Raw genomic sequence first — 16,477 nt, forward strand, 5'->3', positions numbered from 1 at the left:
CGCTGCTTCCGGTTACGCACCGGGTACACCCACCTCAGCCCGCCCGGGACCCGGCGGTGAGGTCGGGCCCGGGAGGGAGGTGGACGGTCATGATCAGGTGGCAGGTGCCGGTGCCGCGGTAGGCGTGGGGGCGTCGCCGTCGCACGCGGCGGTCTGGCCGGCCTCGGCCGCGTACTCGTCGCCGTCGACGACCAGGGTCATCCGCCCGGCGGTGACACCGACGGTTTCCACCACGCCGGCCTGGTGGGGGCGGCTGGGATACTCCTCGCCCGGTTCCGCTTCCGGTTTCCAGCGCCGGACCTCCGTGGCCGCCGGGCCCGCGGTCGTCAGCAGCGGCCGGGCCTCGCTCCCGCGTTCCCCCTTCCACAGCGGCATGACGGCATCGGCGGTCACGACACGGACGCGTTCGTCCGGGCGCCCTTCCATCAGGGCGGACACCGAGACGCGGCCTGCCCGGCCAGCCTCCCGTCGTCGTCCCCACCCACTTGACGCCGCACGCCGCCCGCGACGGCCATCACCTGGAGACCGCCGCACACGAACTCCGGAGCCTGCTCGCCACGCACGCCGACCGGACCACCGTCCACCACCTGGGCCGGGAACGCTGAGCACCCGGGACCGGGGGTGCGGGGGTGCGGGACGAGGGGGCCGGTCCGGATACGTCCCCGCACCCCCTTCAGTCCGCCGCCAGCGCCTCCGTGACGCCCTGCTCCCGGGGGCCCAGGAACTGAGGATCAGGCCGGAACACGACGTCCAGCGCCGCCTTCGCCGAGGCGAACAGCTCCCGCGTCCCGCCGTAGTACCAGGTCGCGTCGTGTACGGCGTCGACCCCGACCCCGTACGCGTCGATCCCGGCGGTGCGGCACAGCGCGATCGCCCGCCGGATGTGGAAGCCCTGGCTCACCAGGACCGCCCGGTCGACCCCGAAGATCTTCTTGGCCCGCACGCAGGAGTCCCAGGTGTCGAAGCCCGCGTAGTCGCTGACGATCCGCCCGTCCGGCACCCCGCGCCCGGTGAGATACGTCCGCATCGCGTCCGGCTCGTCGTACTCCACCCGGCTGTTGTCCCCGGTGACCAGCACGACCTTCACCCTGCCCGTCCGGTACAGCTCGGCGGCGGCGTCGAGCCGGTGGGCGAGATACGCCGACGGCCTCCCTCGCCACAGCCCGGCCCCGAAGACCACGGCGACCTGCTGCGCGGGCGCGTCGGCCGTCGTGCGCACCCGCGCGTCGGCCGTGGCGTGCATCCAGGTGGCGGGTGCGAGGCCCACCACACAGGCCACCATGAGCCCCTGCACGGCCAGCCGCCGGCCACGGCGGCCCCGCGGCAGCGACGGCCTCAGCCGTCCCGGCCACCGAAGCTGCCTCAGCCGTCCCACCCACCCGGGCATGCCCGGCCGTCTCCATCGTCCCTTGGGCACCCATGCCCCCCTGTCCCGTTGTCGTCATCGCGTCAGCGCTGCCCCCTATGACGGGACGAACGGCAGGCCGAAACAGTTCACTCGGCCGGGACATCGCTCGTGAGCCCACGGCAAACACCCGTCACCCTCACGCAACGGCACGGCAACGTCCGCGCGGCACCATCGGTTCATGACGGCGCCGGCACCGGAACATCCCCGTGAGCTCCTGCCCCTCGACAGCACCGCGCGACTCCTGACCCGCATCACCGACCAACTCGGAACCCAGCTCAGCCTCGTCTCCCTGAACGGAACCCGCAGGCCTATGCACCGCACCCGGCAGCACGCCCGACCGGCCCCCGTGGCCGGCGGCACACCCGCCCCCACGCTGGTCGCCGTCGCGCACGGCAGCCGGGACCCCCGGGCCCTGCGCACCGTCCTGGAACTCCTCGACCAGGTCAGAGAGCTCCGCCCCGGCCTCGACGTCCGCCTCGGCCACATCGAGCTGAACCAGCCCCTCCTGCCCGCGACCCTGGCCGCCGCGGGCGACGGCGACGCCGTCCTCGTACCGCTGCTCCTGAGCCGCGGCCACCACGTCAAACACGACCTGCCCGCCGCGGCCGCCGCCGCACCCGCCCTGCGGAGCCGGATCGCCGCACCGCTCGGCCCGCACCCCCTGCTCGTCGAGGCACTGCACGGGCGCCTCCTCGAAACCGGCTGGGACCCGGAGGGCGGGACGAGCCGCAGCACCGCGGTCGTCCTCGCCGCCGCCGGTTCGCGCGACCCCGACGCCGCCACCGACACCCGCCGCACCGCCCGGATGCTCAGCGACCGGCTCGGCGGCATACCCGTAGTGCCCGCCTACGCCTCGGCCGCCGCGCCCACCGTCCCGGCCGCCGTACGCGGCCTCGCCGCCCGGGGCCGCCACCGGATCGCCATCGCCTCGTACTTCACCGCACCCGGCCGCTTCGCCACCGCGGCGGCCGCCGTCGCACCGGGAGCCGCGGCCGCCCCGCTCGGCGCGCACCCGGCGATGGCACGGCTGCTCCTGCACCGGTACGACCAGGCGGCCGGACACGGATCCCCGGTGACCGAGCGGCTCCTCGCGTCCGCCTGACCCCGGTTCGCCGGCGCCGCCGATTACTGTCGGAACCATGGACGGTACGCACGGCAGCCACGACACACACACAGCCGGATACGGGACCCGGGACACCGAGCGCTGGGACACCGAGCCCGACAAACGGCCCGGACGCACCGCGTTCCAGCGCGACCGCGCCCGCGTGCTCCACTCGGCGGCCCTGCGCAGGCTCGCCGGCAAGACCCAGGTGGTCACCCCCGGCACCCGGAGCCGCGCCTGGGACGCCAGCCCCCGGACCCGGCTCACGCACTCCCTGGAGTGCGCCCAGGTCGGCCGGGAACTGGGCGCCGCGCTGGGCTGCGACCCCGATCTGGTGGAGACGGCGTGCCTCTCCCACGACATGGGCCACCCCCCGTTCGGACACAACGGGGAGCAGGCACTCAACGACTTCGCGTCGGACTGCGGCGGCTTCGAGGGCAACGCCCAGTCGCTGCGCCTGCTGACCCGCCTCGAACCCAAGCGCTTCGTACGCGACCCCCGCAGCGGCGAACTCGTCAGCGTCGGGCTCAATCTGACCCGTGCCGCCCTGGACGCCGCCACGAAGTACCCGTGGCCGCGCGGCGGCCACCCCACCGACCCCGGCTCCCCGAAATTCGGGGTGTACGAGGACGACCTCCCGGTCTTCCAGTGGGTCCGCGAGGACGCCCCGCGCGACCGGATCTGCTTCGAGGCCCAGGTCATGGACTGGGCCGACGACGTCGCCTACTCGGTGCACGACTTCGAGGACGGGCTGCACGCCGGACACATCGACCCGAACTGTCTCTTCGCCGAGCCGGAGCGCCGCGAGATCTGGGCCGTCGCCATCGGCCGGTACGTACCGGCCGACACCGACCCCCAAGAGCTCGCCGAGGCGCTCGACCGACTCGTCGACCAGGAGTGGTGGCCGCACGGCTACGACGGCTCGGCCGTCGCGCAGGCCCGGCTGAAGGACACGACGAGCCAGCTCATCGGCCGGTTCTGCCAGGCCGCCGAGACCGCCACGTTCGCGCACCACGGCCCCGGGCGGCTCAGCCGGTACGCGGCGGAGCTCGTCGTCCCCCGCGAGGCGCGCAACGAGTGCGCGGTGCTCAAGGCCGTCGCCGACCGTTATGTGATGCAGCGCGCCGAGCAGGAGGTCATCCGCGCCGAACAGCGCATCGTCATCGCGGAGCTGGCCGCCGCGCTCACCGCCCGAGCGCCGGAAGGACTCGAACCCCAGTTCCGCGCGCAGTACGAGACCGCGCCGGACGACCGCGCGCGCAAGAGGGTCCTGGTGGACCAGATCGCCGCCCTCACCGACGCCTCCGCCCTGTCCCTGCACATGACCCTGACCCCGCACCCGTCCTGACCCCGCACCACTCCTGAGGTCCGCGGGGCGCGGCGACGGCGGTCGGCCGGGCGGCGAATGGTGTGCTGGGGGCACATCACCGCCGCCGCGGACCCTGCTCCGCGCGCTGCCGGCCCCGGTCGGCAGACTTACCCCGTGACCACTGGGTGTGACCTGATCGGGACACACCCTCTTTCGTCATCACGCTGCGTGCGGGACGCTCGCAGCTGGCGGCGGAGCACAGCACCAGCACCGAGGAGGCACAAGTGGTCGACGCACATCGCACGTTCGTCATCGTCGGCGGAGGACTGGCCGGAGCGAAGGCAGCGGAAACGCTCCGTGCCGAGGGCTTCAGCGGCCGGGTGATCCTGGTCGGCGATGAGCGGGACCATCCGTACGAACGGCCTCCGCTCTCCAAGGGCTATCTGGCCGGCAAGAAGGAACGGGACAGCGCCTTCGTCCACGAGACGGCCTGGTACGCCGGGGCCGACGTCGAACTCCACCTCGGCCAGCCCGTCACGGCCATCGACCGTGCCGCCCGCTCCGTACAGCTCGGTGACAACACCGTCATCCACTACGACAAGCTGCTGCTCGCCACCGGCGCCGAACCCCGCAGGCTCGACATCCCCGGTACGGACCTCGTCGGCGTCCACCACCTGCGCCGCCTCGCCCACGCCGACCGGCTGCGCAACGTCCTGGCCGCCCTCGGCCGGGACAACGGCCACCTGGTCATCGCCGGAGCCGGCTGGATCGGCCTGGAGGTCGCCTCCGCGGCCCGCGGCTACGGCGCCGAGGTCACGGTCGTCGAGGCCGAGCAGACCCCGCTGCACCAGGTCATCGGCCCCGAGCTCGGCCAGCTCTTCACCGACCTGCACAGCGCGCACGGCGTCCGCTTCCACTTCGGCGCCCGCCTCACCGAGATCACCGGCCAGGACGGCCTCGTCCTCGCGGCGCGCACCGACGACGGCGAGGAGCACCCCGCCCACGACATCCTCGCCGCGATCGGCGCCGCACCGCGCTCCGCGCTCGCCGAGGCGGCCGGGCTCGCCATGGCGGACCGGGCCCACGGCGGCGGCATCGCCGTCGACGCGTCGCTGCGCACCTCGGACCCGCACATCTTCGCCGCGGGCGACGTGGCCGCCGTGCAGCACCCGCTGCTCGGCACCCGGCTGCGGGTGGAGCACTGGGCGAACGCCCTGAACGCAGGCCCGGCAGCGGCCCGCGCGATGCTGGGCCAGGAGGTCTCCTACGACCGGGTGCCGTACTTCTTCTCCGACCAGTACGACCTCGGCCTGGAGTACTCGGGCTGGGCGCCGCCGGGCAGCTACGACCAGGTCGTCATCCGGGGCGACACGGGCAAGCGCGAGTTCATCGCCTTCTGGCTGAAGGACCGCAAGGTCCTGGCCGGGATGAACGTCAACGTCTGGGACGTGACCGAGACCGTCCAGCAGCTGATCAGGACCGGCGCGCAGATCGACCCCGACGCGCTCGCCGATCCGTCGGTGCCGCTGGAGTCCCTGCTCTGACCCCGAGGGCGGCCGGCAGGAGTCTCCCGGCCGCCCCGCCCGTTCCACGGATCACACCGCCGTGCGGTCCGGGTGTCCTGGCCCACCCGTAGACTTCACGCGTGGCAGGCAGGATCAATGACGACGACGTGAAGGCGGTCCGGGACGCGGTCCCGATCGACGCCGTCGTTTCCGAGTACCTCCAGCTGCGCAACGCGGGCGGCGGAAACCTCAAAGGACTCTGCCCCTTCCACGACGAGAAGTCCCCCTCCTTCCAGGTCAGCCCCAGCAAGGGGCTCTTCCACTGCTTCGGCTGCCAGGAGGGCGGCGACACGATCGCCTTCGTGATGAAGATCGATCACCTCACGTTCTCCGAGACGGTCGAGCGCCTCGCCGCGAAGGCGGGCATCACCCTGCGGTACGAGGAGGGCGGCTACAACCCCTCCCACCAGCGCGGCGAACGCATCCGGCTGGTCGAGGCGCACAAGGCCGCCGCCCAGTTCTACACGGAGCAGCTCGACAGCCCCGAGGCCGAGATCGGCCGGAAGTTCCTCGCGGGACGCGGCTTCGACCAGGCGGCCGCCGCGCACTTCGGTGTCGGCTACAGCCCCGTCGGCTGGGACCACCTCACCCGCTATCTGCGCGGCCAGGGGTTCAGCGACAAGGAGCTGATCGCCTCCGGCCTCTCCCAGGACGGCCGCCGCGGCCCCATCGACCGCTTCCGCGGCCGCCTGATGTGGCCGATCAGCGACACCTCCGGAGAGATCGTCGGCTTCGGTGCGCGCAAGCTGCGCGACGACGACAACGGACCGAAGTACCTCAACACCCCGGAAACGTCGATCTACAAGAAGTCCCAGGTGCTGTACGGGATCGACCTGGCCAAGAAGGACATCGCCAAGGCCAGCCGCGCCGTCGTCGTCGAGGGCTACACCGACGTCATGGCCTGCCACCTCGCCGGGATCACCACCGCCATCGCCACCTGCGGCACGGCCTTCGGCAACGACCACATCAAGATCCTGCGCCGTCTCCTGATGGACAACGGCAGCGCCCGCGTGATCTTCACCTTCGACGGTGACGCGGCGGGCCAGAAGGCCGCGCTGCGTGCCTTCGAGGACGATCAGAAGTTCGCCGCCGAGACCTATATCGCGATCGCCCCGGACAACATGGATCCGTGCGATCTGCGCCTGGCCAAGGGTGACGACGCCGTCCGTGACCTGGTCGAACCCCGTACCCCGCTCTTCGAGTTCGCTTTGCGGCAGATCGTCGCCCGCTACGACCTGGAGACCCCGGCGGGCCGCGCCGCCGCGCTCGACGAGGCGGCGCAGGTCGTGGCGAAGATCAAGACGAGCAGTGTGCAGCGGGAGGTCGCCGTCCAGCTCGCGGGCTTCATCGGCATCCTCGACCAGGAGTTCGTGGTCCGCCGCGTCGCCCGGCTCGCCCAGTGGGCCCGCAACCGGGGCGACCGGGGTCCCGACCGGGGCCCGTCCCGGAACGGCGCCGAGCGCTCCGGGACGACCTCCGCCGCCCCGGCCGGCATCTCGGGTCCCGCGCTCAACCTCCGCAGCCCCGCCCACCGCACCGAGCGCGAACTGCTCAAGCTCGCCCTCCAGAAGCCCGCCCTGGTGTCCCCGGCCTTCGACGCCTACGGGGCCGACGAGTTCACCGCCCCGCCGTACGCGGCGGTGCGCCAGTGCATCGCGGAGGCGGGCGGAGCCGAGCAGGGCATGGCCGAGACCCGCGAATACCTGGTCAACGTGCTGGGCGCGGCCCCGGACGACACCGTGCGCAACCTCGTCACCGAGCTTGCCGTCGAGGTCTTCCACGGCAAGTCGATCGACGAGACGTACGCGGGCATGCAGCTCGTCCAGGTCCGGGTGCGCGCCGTCGACCGCCGTATCGACGATGTGCAGGGCAGTCTCGCCCGCCTCGGCAGCAATGTGGCCCCCGAGCACCTCGCGGCCGCGCAGAACGAGGTCTGGGTCCTCCAGCAGTACGCACAGTCCCTCCGCAGCAAGGGCGCCGACGCGCTCTGACGCGCCCGCCCGACACCGTGCGGCTGTGCGCTCCACCCCCGGGACCGTAACCCTCCGGTCACGCCCCGGACTCAGAAAGTCACCGCACGCCCCTCGTGGCGGCGATGTGTCATACCCCACACTGGGTGGCGGTGCCTGAGTCATCGGAGCGCGGTCGGTTCACCGAGGGCGGACCCACACCCGCCGCGGTCCGGCAGCGCGATCACCTGGAGGTCGCCCCCGTGCAGACCCGGACCGTGACGAGCCCGACCGAGCATGTCCCGGCGATCCCCGCGCAGAACCTGGCCGTGCGCCATCCGGAGGCCACAGCGGCCCCACCCGGGGAGGCGACGGACGCGGTGATGGAAGAAGAGCCGGAGCTGCCCGAGCCCCCGGAACGGCGGAGCCGCCCGGACACCGGCGGCACCTCGTCCGACCTCTTCCGCCAGTACCTGCGGGAGATCGGCAGGGTTCCGCTGCTCACCGCCGCCGAGGAGGTGGACCTCGCCCGCCGCGTCGAAGCGGGGCTCTTCGCGGAGGAACGGCTCGCCCGCACCCCCGACCCGGACTCCCGGCTCGCCGTCGACCTGGACCGGCTCGTGGTCATGGGGCGGATGGCGAAGCGCCGGCTCATCGAGGCCAACCTCCGCCTGGTCGTCTCCGTCGCCAAGCGGTACGTGGGCCGGGGGCTGACGATGCTCGATCTCGTCCAGGAGGGGAACCTCGGACTGATCAGGGCCGTCGAGAAGTTCGACTACGCCCGGGGCTACAAGTTCTCCACGTACGCGACCTGGTGGATACGCCAGGCCATGTCACGCGCGCTGGCCGACCAGGCCCGGACCATACGGGTCCCGGTCCACGTCGTCGAACTGATCAACCGGGTCGTACGGGTCCAGCGCCGCCTGCTCCAGGAGCGGGGCTACGAGCCGACGTTCGAAGAGGTCGCCGCCCAGCTCGACCTGACACCGGAACGGGTCGGCGAGGTACTGCGCCTCGCCCAGGAACCCGTCTCGCTGCACGCCCCCGTCGGCGAGGAGGACGACGTCTCCTTCGGCGACCTCATCGAGGACGGCGACGCCGCGTCCCCCGTGGAGTCCGCCGCGTTCCTGCTGCTGCGCGAACACCTGGAGGCGGTGCTCTCCACGCTCGGGGAGCGGGAGCGCAAGGTGGTCCAATTGCGTTACGGGCTGGCCGACGGGCGGCCCCGCACGCTCGAAGAGATAGGAAAGATCTTCGGCGTGACGCGCGAACGCATCCGCCAGATCGAGTCCAAGACCCTCAGCAAGCTGCGGGACCACGTCTTCGCGGACCAGCTGCGCGGCTATCTGGACTGAAGGCCGCCCGCCGCCAGGGCCTTTCGTTTGGATCATGCCGGGCTCGCGGAGGCCGGCACCCGCATCTGCGGCGTTGTCGTCAATCACCAACGCTCCGCGTTGCCTCAACCCTCCGCCTTGCAGCTGCACGCACCGGCCCCCGCTCCCTGATCTGGCCTGATCCGGCCTGATCCAAACGAAAGTCCCTAGTCGACCTCGGCGAGCGCCTGGGCGAACTGTGCCGCGTACAACCGGGCGTAGGCGCCCTTGGCCGCCAGCAGCCCGTCGTGGGTGCCCTGTTCCACGATCGAGCCGTCCTCCATCACCAGGATCACATCGGCGTCCCGGATCGTGGAGAGCCGGTGTGCGATCACGAAGCTGGTCCTGCCGTGCGCCAGGCGCGCCATCGCCTTCTGGATCAGCACCTCGGTACGGGTGTCCACCGAGCTGGTCGCCTCGTCGAGCACCAGGATCACCGGATCGGACAGGAACGCCCGCGCGATGGTGATGAGCTGCTTCTCGCCGGCGCTGACTCCGGAGCCCTCGTCGTCGATCACCGTGTCGTAACCGTCCGGCAGGGTGCGGACGAAGCGGTCGGCGTGGGCCGCCTTGGCCGCCTCCTCGATCTCTGCCCGGCTGACCTCGCGCGAAGCGCCGTACGCGATGTTGTCCGCGATCGATCCGCCGAACAGCCAGGTGTCCTGGAGGACCATGCCTATCTGGGACCGCAGTTCGTCCCGGGACATCGTCGACACGTCGGTGCCGTCCAGGACGATCCGGCCGCCCGTCACCTCGTAGAACCGCATCAGGAGGTTGACCAGCGTCGTCTTGCCTGCCCCGGTCGGGCCGACGATCGCGACGGTGTGGCCCGGCTCCACGCTCAGCGACAGGTCTTCGATGAGCGGCTTGTCGGGGTCGTAGCGGAAGGAGACCTTCTCCAGCGAGACACTGCCCAGCGGCTTGCCGGGACGCTCCCGCACCTCGGGGTCCGGGTCCGGGGCCTGCTCGTCGGCGTCCAGCAGCTCGAAGACCCGCTCGGCGGACGCGACACCCGACTGCACCAGGTTCGCCATCGAGGCGACCTGGGTCAGCGGCATCGAGAACTGCCGCGAGTACTGGATGAACGCCTGCACATCACCGATGGACAGCGCGCCCGATGCGACCCTCAGTCCACCCACGACCGCGACCAGCACGTAGTTCAGGTTCGACACGAACATCATCAGCGGCTGCATGATCCCGCTGTTGAACTGGGCCTTGAAGCCGGCCTCGTACAGCGCGTCGTTCTGCTCGGCGAAGTCCCGCGCGGACTCCTCCTGCCGGCCGAAGACCTTCACCAGGTTGTGGCCGGTGTACATCTCCTCGATGTGGGCGTTGAGCCGGCCCGTCACCTTCCACTGCTGCACGAACTGCGGCTGCGAACGCTTGCCCACCCGCGCGGCGACGAACACCGACACCGGGATCGTCACCAGGGCGACCAGCGCCAGCAGCGGCGAGATCCAGAACATCATGATCAGTACGCCGATGATGGTCAGCAGGGAGTTGATGAGCTGCCCCATCGTCTGCTGCATCGTCTGCGAGATGTTGTCGATGTCGTTCGTCGCACGGCTCAGGACCTCGCCGCGCTTCTGCCGGTCGAAGTACGACAGCGGCAGCCGGGCGAGCTTCGTCTGAAGGTCCTCGCGCAGCTGGAAGACGATCCGGTTGATCACCCGGATCGACAGCCGCGTGGACACGAGCATCAGCAGTCCGGCGACCAGATAGACGACCAGCGCCACGAGCAGGACGTTGCCCACCGCGCCGAAGTCGATGCCCTCACCAGGGGTGAAGTCCACGATGGAGAGCATGTCGGCGAGACCGCCGCTGCCCTTCTCCCGCAGGTCCTCGATGGCCTGCGCCTTCGTGGTCCCCTCCGGCATCTCCCGGCCGACGACCCCCGCGAAGATCAGGTCGGTCGCCTTGCCCAGGATCTTCGGGCCGACCACCGAGAGACCCACGCTCAGCGCCACCGCGACGAGCATCGCGTACAGCGAGGACTTCTCCTGGCTGAATCTCTTGAGCAGCCGCTTCCCCGACCCCTTGAAGTCCATGGACCGCTCGGTCGGAGCGCCGCCCGCCATCATGCGTCCGCCAGGCCCGGCCATTACGCGGCCTCCGCTTCCGTCAGCTGGGAGAGCACGATCTCCCGGTACGTTTCATTGCCGTCCATCAGCTCGTGATGGGTGCCGGTCCCGACGACCCGGCCCTCGTCCAGCACGAGAATCCGGTCGGCGTCACGGATGGTCGACACCCGCTGCGCCACGATCAGCACCGTCGCCCCGGCCGTCTCCCGCGCGAGAGCCCCGCGCAGCGCGGCGTCCGTCGCGTAGTCCAGTGCCGAGAACGAGTCGTCGAAGAGATAGATCTCCGGCCGCTGCACGAGCGTCCTGGCGATCGACAGACGCTGCCGCTGGCCACCGGAGACGTTCGTGCCGCCCTGCGCGATCGGCGCGTTCAGCCCGTTCTCCAGCCCCTCCACGAACTGTCTGGCCTGCGCGACCTCCAGCGCGTGCCACAGTTCCTCGTCGGTCGCGTCCGGGTTCCCGTACCGCAGGTTCGTCGCGACCGTCCCGGAGAACAGATACGGCTTCTGCGGCACCAGGCTCACGGTCTTCGCCAGCAGGACCGGGTCCAGCGTCCGTACGTCCACGCCGTCGACCAGCACCTCGCCGCCCGTCGCGTCGAACAGCCGCGGCACGAGACCGAGCAGCGTCGACTTCCCGCTGCCCGTCGAACCGATGATCGCGGTCGTCTCACCGGGCCGCGCCACCAGATCCACCGCCCGCAGTACGGGCTCCTCGGCGCCCGGGTAGCGGAACTCCGCCCCACGCACCTCCAGATGGCCGTGGCGGCTCAGCTCGGTGACCGGGGCGAGCGGCGGCACCACGCTCGAGTCGGTCTCCAGGACCTCCTGGATGCGCTCGGCGCAGACCTCGGCGCGCGGCACCATCATGAACATGAAGGTGGCCATCATCACCGCCATCACGATCTGCATCAGATACGCGAGGAACGCGGTCAGCGCGCCGATCTGCATCCCACCGCTGTCGATGCGGTGCGCACCGAACCAGACGACGGCGATGGACGACACGTTCACCACGGTCATCACGGTCGGGAACATCAGCGCCATCAGCCGGCCCGTGGACAGGGACACGTCCGTGAGGTCGGTGTTGGCCCCGCGGAAACGCTCCTCCTCGTACGCGTCCCGGACGAAGGCGCGGATGACCCGGTTGCCGGTGATCTGCTCGCGCAGCACCCGGTTCACCGTGTCGAGCCGCTCCTGCATCGTGCGGAACAGCGGGCGCATCTTCTTCACGATGAGGCTCACCGAGATCCCGAGGACCGGGACCACGGCAAGCAGCACGGCGGAGAGCGGCACGTCCTGCCCGAGCGCCATGATGATGCCGCCGATACACATGATCGGCGCCGAGACCATCAGGGTGAAGGCCATGAGGACCAGCATCTGGACCTGCTGCACGTCATTGGTCGTACGGGTGATCAGGGAGGGCGCGCCGAAGCGGCCGAGTTCACGCGCGGAGAAGGACTGCACCCGGTCGAAGACCGAGGCCCGGACATCGCGGCCGAGTGCGGACGCGGTCCGCGCCCCGTAGTAGACCGCCCCGATGTTGCACACCACCTGGATGACGCTCACGGCGATCATGAGGCCGCCGAACTCCAGGATGTAGCCCGTGTCCCCCTTCACGACACCGTTGTCAATGATGTCCGCGTTGAGGCTGGGCAGATAGAGGCTGGCGCAGGTCTGCAGCAGCTGGAGGAAGACCAGCAGCGCGATGGGTTTCCGGTACGGACCGAGATAGGTCCGCAGAATTTTTATGAGCACGCGTGTCTCTCGGAGTCGGCGTTGGGCAGAGGCCGACCCATTTTCCGGTACTCCACCCCGCGACCGCGAACGCTTTTCCTCAAGCCCCGGTCAAATCCCGGAAAGCGTTGAGGACTTGGCTCCTTCTCAGGCGGGACCGCCGAAGGCTCCGGGGTGGATCTGGTCCCGTGTGGCCTCGTACTGCTGGCGCACGGCCCGCCCGACGGACAGTTCCTCGCCCGGCTCCAGCACCTGGGCCGAGGCTCCCTGCCAGGCCGGGGGGGTACGCGGGTCGAGCGTGCCCTGCGAGACCCCGAGCGCCCAGGCCGCCTGCCGGGCCGCACCCAGCGCCGCGTACTCGGCGGGCTGCGGCACGACGACCTGTGTACCGAAGACCGCGGGCGCCAGCGCCTGCACCGCGGGCAGCTCGGCGGCGGCCCCCAGCAGGAACACCCGTCGAACCTCGACCCCGCGGCGGCGCAGCACGTCGAGCGCGTCGGCCAGCGAGCAGAGCATCCCCTCGAACGCCGCCCGCGCCAGGTGCTCCGGCTTCATCGACTCACGGCGCAGCCCGCACAGGGTGCCCGCGGTGTGCGGCAGCTGCGGCGTGCGCTCGCCCTCCAGATACGGCAGGAGTACGAGCCCGGAGGCGCCCGGCGTCGACTTCAGCGCCAGTTCGGACAGCTCTTCGAGCCCCTCGACCCCCAGCATCTCGGCGGTGCCGCGCAGGGCACGCACGGCGTTGGAGGTGTGGACGACCGGCAGGTGCATCCCGGTGGCGTCGGCGAACGAGGTGATCATCCCGGTCGGATCGGCCAGTGCCTCGTGGTGCACGGCCATCACGGAACCGGAGGCCCCCAGCGACACCACGGCGTCGCCGACGCAGACCCCGAGTCCGAAGGCGGCGGCCATCGTCTCGCCCGTACCCGCGGAGATCAGCAGCCCCTCGGGCGTGGTTCCGGCGGACTCGGAGGGGCCGAGCACCTCGGGCAGCGAGGCCTGGCGGCCGAGCGCGAGCTCGACGAGATCGGGACGGTAGGAGCCGGAACCCGCGGACCAGTACCCCGTACCGGAGGCGGCGCCCCGGTCGGTGGTGCGCCGGGCGGGCCGGCCGAGCAGCTGCCACACCAGCCAGTCGTGCGGCTGCATGACGGCGGCGACGCGCTGGGCGTTCTCCGGCTCGGTCCGCGCCAGCCAGCGCAGCTTCGCCACCGGCTGCGCGGCCTGCGGCACGGCACCGACCGCCTCGGCCCACGGCTGACGCCCGCCGAGGCCGTCGATCAGATCGGCGGCGGAGACCTGCGCCCGCCGGTCGTTGCCGAGCAGCGCGGGGCGTACGAGATTGCCCTGGTGGTCCAGGGGGAGGAGGCCGTGCTGCTGGGCGGAGACCCCGATGGCCTGCACGCCTTCGAGCAGCCCGCCGGAGGCCGCCTCGCCGAGCGAGAGCAGCCATACCTGCGGATCGACCTCGGTGGCCTTCGCCTCGACGGGGTGTGCGGCGTATCCCTGCCGCAGCACCGCGCCCGTGTCCGTGTCACAGACGACGATGTGAGTGAAGGCGGAAGAACTGTCCAAGCCGGCGACTATGCCCATACACAGGATTCTGCCGCACCGGCGGAGGTTTCCCGCACCGGACGTCCTCGGACGCCCGGCGCGGGCACCGTCGGTCGCCCTAGGTGTTGGTCGTACCCCAGTCGTCGCCGCCGTTGTGCGCGCTGCGGTCCCGCAGCGAGCGCATCCGGTCGGCCACCGAAGCGGGGACCCGGTCGCCGACGGTGTCGCCGACCTTTTCGCTCACCGAGTGATACGCCTTGCCGGCGAACTCCCGGCCGCCCTGGGCTGCCGACTCCGCGGCGTTCCGGACGGCGGGATTCCGGGCAAGCTGCTGCGCGGACCTCTTCAGTTGCTCGTACCGCTCGCGCCCGGCCCGCGTGCCGAGCACGTAACCGAGGGCCAGTCCGGCGATGAATGTGAGCCGGTACCGCATGGCTGCCACCCTTCCTTCACTCCGTGCGACGTGTGCTTGCCCGCCTACCCGTGGGCACCGAGATCACCCCGGGCGCAACCGATTGGCGGAGCACCCCCCTGCTTGCGCTAATGTATGTGTCGCAGCGAACGCGCGCCGCCCGGCAGCCGCCAGGCAGGTACGATTTCGAGGCAACGCCACAATCCCCTGTAGCTCAATTGGCAGAGCAGCCGGCTGTTAACCGGCAGGTTACTGGTTCGAGTCCAGTCGGGGGAGCGCGATCCTCTGTAGCTCAATTGGCAGAGCAGCCGGCTGTTAACCGGCAGGTTACTGGTTCGAGTCCAGTCGGAGGAGCAAACAGGAAGAGGACCCCTCGGGGTCCTTTTTCATGTGCCCGGCCCGTCCGCCCGCACCTCTCCGCAGACTCCGGCGGTGACTCATTCGTGGGTACTTCGCGGCGGCCGGAACCGGGCAGGCGGCAGCGCGGTCCTCATGGTCATGCGAAGCGGGGCATCCGAAGCGAGAGATCGTATGACCGGCTATGCTGCGGCAGACGGCGCGCACACGTGTACGCGCCACGCCGAAACGGGGCGGTAGCTCAGCCGGTTAGAGCAGCGGACTCATAATCCGTCGGCCGTGGGTTCGAGTCCCACCCGCCCCACCTAGGAAAAACGTTCTGACCTGCGGAAACGTGGTTCGGGCGGCGGAGGGCACCTCGAATCGGTGTGGCGAACGTGCGCCGTCCCGTGTCCCCCGTGATTCCACAGAGGGCCTTGACCTGGGGTTTTTTAGCCGGTTCCTCGGTGGGGTGGGTGGTGGGGCGTCCCACTCACCCTTCCTTTGAGGGCTGGGGGCGGACTGTCGCCCTGCGCCTCGTGACGTTGCTCCGAAGTGCACCGGTTCCGCGTCGGCCGCTGTCGCGGGGGAGTGACTGCAAGTAGTGCCCCGGCGGAAGATTTCAAGTCCAGTGAGACGGTCGTATCGCTATGGGGTTTGTGGTGCGGGTTCGCGGCGCTTGGCCGGGTCGTTGATCCAGGCCGTTTGGGGTATCTGGGGTGGTCGGGGGCGGCGGCCGAAGCGTTCGGGGTGGCGGGCGTATGCCTCGGCGAGGGTGACCGCGCGCTGGTCGCGGACTTCCTCGGCGGTCCCGAAGTGGACGGATGCGGGGGTGTGCCAGCCGATGCCGGAATGCCGGTGCTCGTGGTTGTAGTACGCGATGAAGGCGTCGAACCACTCGCGGGCGTGGGTCAGCGAGTCGAACCGTTCGGGGTAGTCGGACATGTACTTCGTGGTCTTGAAGTGGGCCTCGCTGTAAGGATTGTCGTTGGAGACCTTCGGCCGCGAGTGCGACCGCGTCACCCCCAGGTCGATCAGCAGCTGGGAGACCTTCTTGCTGGTCATCGAGGTGCCGCGGTCCGCGTGCACCGTCTCGGGCACGATGCCGTTGCGGGTGATGGTCTCGCGGATCAGTTCCTCGGCCCGTGTCGCTGATTCGGCCGCTTCGACGGTGTGGCCGACGATGTACCGGCTGAAGATGTCGATGATCACGTAGGCGTGATACCAGACGCCCTTGACCGGTCCGGCCGCCTTGGTGATGTCCCAGGTGAACACCTGCGAGGGCCCGGTGGCGACCAGCTCGGGCACCGTCCTGGCGGGATGGGTGGCCTGCCGTCGGCGCTCGCCGCTCTGCCCCTGTTCGCGCAGGATCCGGTACATCGTCGAGACCGAGCAGTGATAGCGCCCCGCGTCCAGCTCGCGGGCCCAGATCTGCGCGGGCGCAAGCTCGGCGTACTCCTCGCCGTTCATCAACTCCAGCACCACGGCACGCTCTTCGTCCGACAGGGCCGACGGCTGCACCTGCGGGGCACGTTCTTCGCGTGGTGGCGGGGGCCGGAGCCGGCGGTAATGGGTGGCCCTGGACCGACCGGTCAGCCGACAGGCGGCCGTGATGCCCAGCTGGGCCTCGACGCCGGTGAACGCCTCGTCCACGA

At 70.7% G+C, this 16,477-nt stretch carries 11 protein-coding genes, 3 tRNA genes and 1 pseudogene; 8 read left to right on the plus strand and 7 right to left on the minus strand.

Annotated features, from left to right (window positions below; genetic code table 11):
• Window positions 1-34: 34 nt before the first annotated feature.
• Together F0344_RS25450 and F0344_RS25455 are read right to left on the minus strand one after the other, a co-directional pair.
• Window positions 35-444: pseudogene (locus F0344_RS25450) on the minus strand (cupin domain-containing protein); the annotation flags it as partial.
• Between the two features lie 229 nt (window positions 445-673).
• Window positions 674-1,387 carry a SanA/YdcF family protein gene (locus F0344_RS25455; RefSeq protein WP_185300989.1) on the minus strand — a complete coding sequence of 238 codons (714 nt, stop codon included), beginning with the start codon at window positions 1,385-1,387 and terminating at the stop codon, window positions 674-676.
• 199 nt (window positions 1,388-1,586) lie between these two features.
• Here F0344_RS25455 and F0344_RS25460 point away from each other — a divergent pair, with 199 nt between their 5' ends.
• From F0344_RS25460 to F0344_RS25480, 5 genes are all read left to right on the plus strand, one after another.
• On the plus strand, window positions 1,587-2,510 hold the full coding sequence (locus tag F0344_RS25460) for a sirohydrochlorin chelatase (RefSeq protein WP_185300990.1): 924 nt from the start codon (window positions 1,587-1,589) through the stop codon (window positions 2,508-2,510).
• Window positions 2,511-2,547: 37 nt separating this feature from the next.
• Window positions 2,548-3,858, plus strand: a complete 1,311-nt coding sequence (locus tag F0344_RS25465; protein WP_185300991.1) for a deoxyguanosinetriphosphate triphosphohydrolase — start codon at window positions 2,548-2,550, stop codon at window positions 3,856-3,858.
• 245 nt (window positions 3,859-4,103) lie between these two features.
• Complete coding sequence (locus F0344_RS25470; RefSeq protein ID WP_185300992.1) at window positions 4,104-5,363, plus strand: NAD(P)/FAD-dependent oxidoreductase; 1,260 nt, start codon at window positions 4,104-4,106, stop codon at window positions 5,361-5,363.
• A 101-nt stretch (window positions 5,364-5,464) separates the two neighbouring features.
• Window positions 5,465-7,375: a DNA primase gene (dnaG, locus tag F0344_RS25475; RefSeq protein WP_185300993.1), complete on the plus strand. Its 1,911-nt coding sequence runs from the start codon at window positions 5,465-5,467 to the stop codon at window positions 7,373-7,375.
• A gap of 221 nt (window positions 7,376-7,596) precedes the next feature.
• On the plus strand, window positions 7,597-8,688 hold the full coding sequence (locus F0344_RS25480) for an RNA polymerase sigma factor (protein WP_185302885.1): 1,092 nt from the start codon (window positions 7,597-7,599) through the stop codon (window positions 8,686-8,688).
• Between the two features lie 185 nt (window positions 8,689-8,873).
• Here the strand turns inward: F0344_RS25480 and F0344_RS25485 are convergent, their stop codons facing one another.
• From F0344_RS25485 to F0344_RS25500, 4 genes are all read right to left on the minus strand, one after another.
• Window positions 8,874-10,808, minus strand: a complete 1,935-nt coding sequence (locus F0344_RS25485) for an ABC transporter ATP-binding protein (RefSeq protein WP_185300994.1) — start codon at window positions 10,806-10,808, stop codon at window positions 8,874-8,876.
• Entirely contained in the window at window positions 10,808-12,541 is a 1,734-nt protein-coding gene (locus F0344_RS25490) for an ABC transporter ATP-binding protein (RefSeq protein WP_185300995.1), read from the minus strand. The genes F0344_RS25485 and F0344_RS25490 overlap by 1 nt, the downstream gene beginning before the upstream one ends.
• A 126-nt stretch (window positions 12,542-12,667) precedes the next feature.
• On the minus strand, window positions 12,668-14,113 hold the full coding sequence (locus F0344_RS25495; RefSeq protein ID WP_185300996.1) for an FGGY family carbohydrate kinase: 1,446 nt from the start codon (window positions 14,111-14,113) through the stop codon (window positions 12,668-12,670).
• Between the two features lie 79 nt (window positions 14,114-14,192).
• Window positions 14,193-14,507, minus strand: coding sequence for a YtxH domain-containing protein (locus F0344_RS25500; protein WP_185302886.1), 315 nt, complete (start codon window positions 14,505-14,507; stop codon window positions 14,193-14,195).
• 182 nt (window positions 14,508-14,689) lie between these two features.
• Here F0344_RS25500 and F0344_RS25505 point away from each other — a divergent pair.
• From F0344_RS25505 to F0344_RS25515, 3 genes are all read left to right on the plus strand, one after another.
• Window positions 14,690-14,762, plus strand: a tRNA-Asn gene (locus F0344_RS25505).
• Between the two features lie 5 nt (window positions 14,763-14,767).
• Window positions 14,768-14,840: transfer RNA gene (locus tag F0344_RS25510), tRNA-Asn, on the plus strand.
• Between the two features lie 233 nt (window positions 14,841-15,073).
• A tRNA-Ile gene (locus tag F0344_RS25515) sits at window positions 15,074-15,147 on the plus strand.
• A 323-nt stretch (window positions 15,148-15,470) separates the two neighbouring features.
• On the opposite strand, the gene F0344_RS25520 is transcribed toward F0344_RS25515, so the two are convergent.
• The gene (locus F0344_RS25520) at window positions 15,471-16,475 is read right to left on the minus strand and encodes an IS3 family transposase (protein ID WP_185300337.1); all 1,005 of its coding nucleotides are present in this window, start codon (window positions 16,473-16,475) and stop codon (window positions 15,471-15,473) included.
• Window positions 16,476-16,477 lie beyond the last annotated feature (2 nt).

Source organism: Streptomyces finlayi, assembly GCF_014216315.1.
Taxonomy (GTDB): domain Bacteria; phylum Actinomycetota; class Actinomycetes; order Streptomycetales; family Streptomycetaceae; genus Streptomyces; species Streptomyces finlayi_A.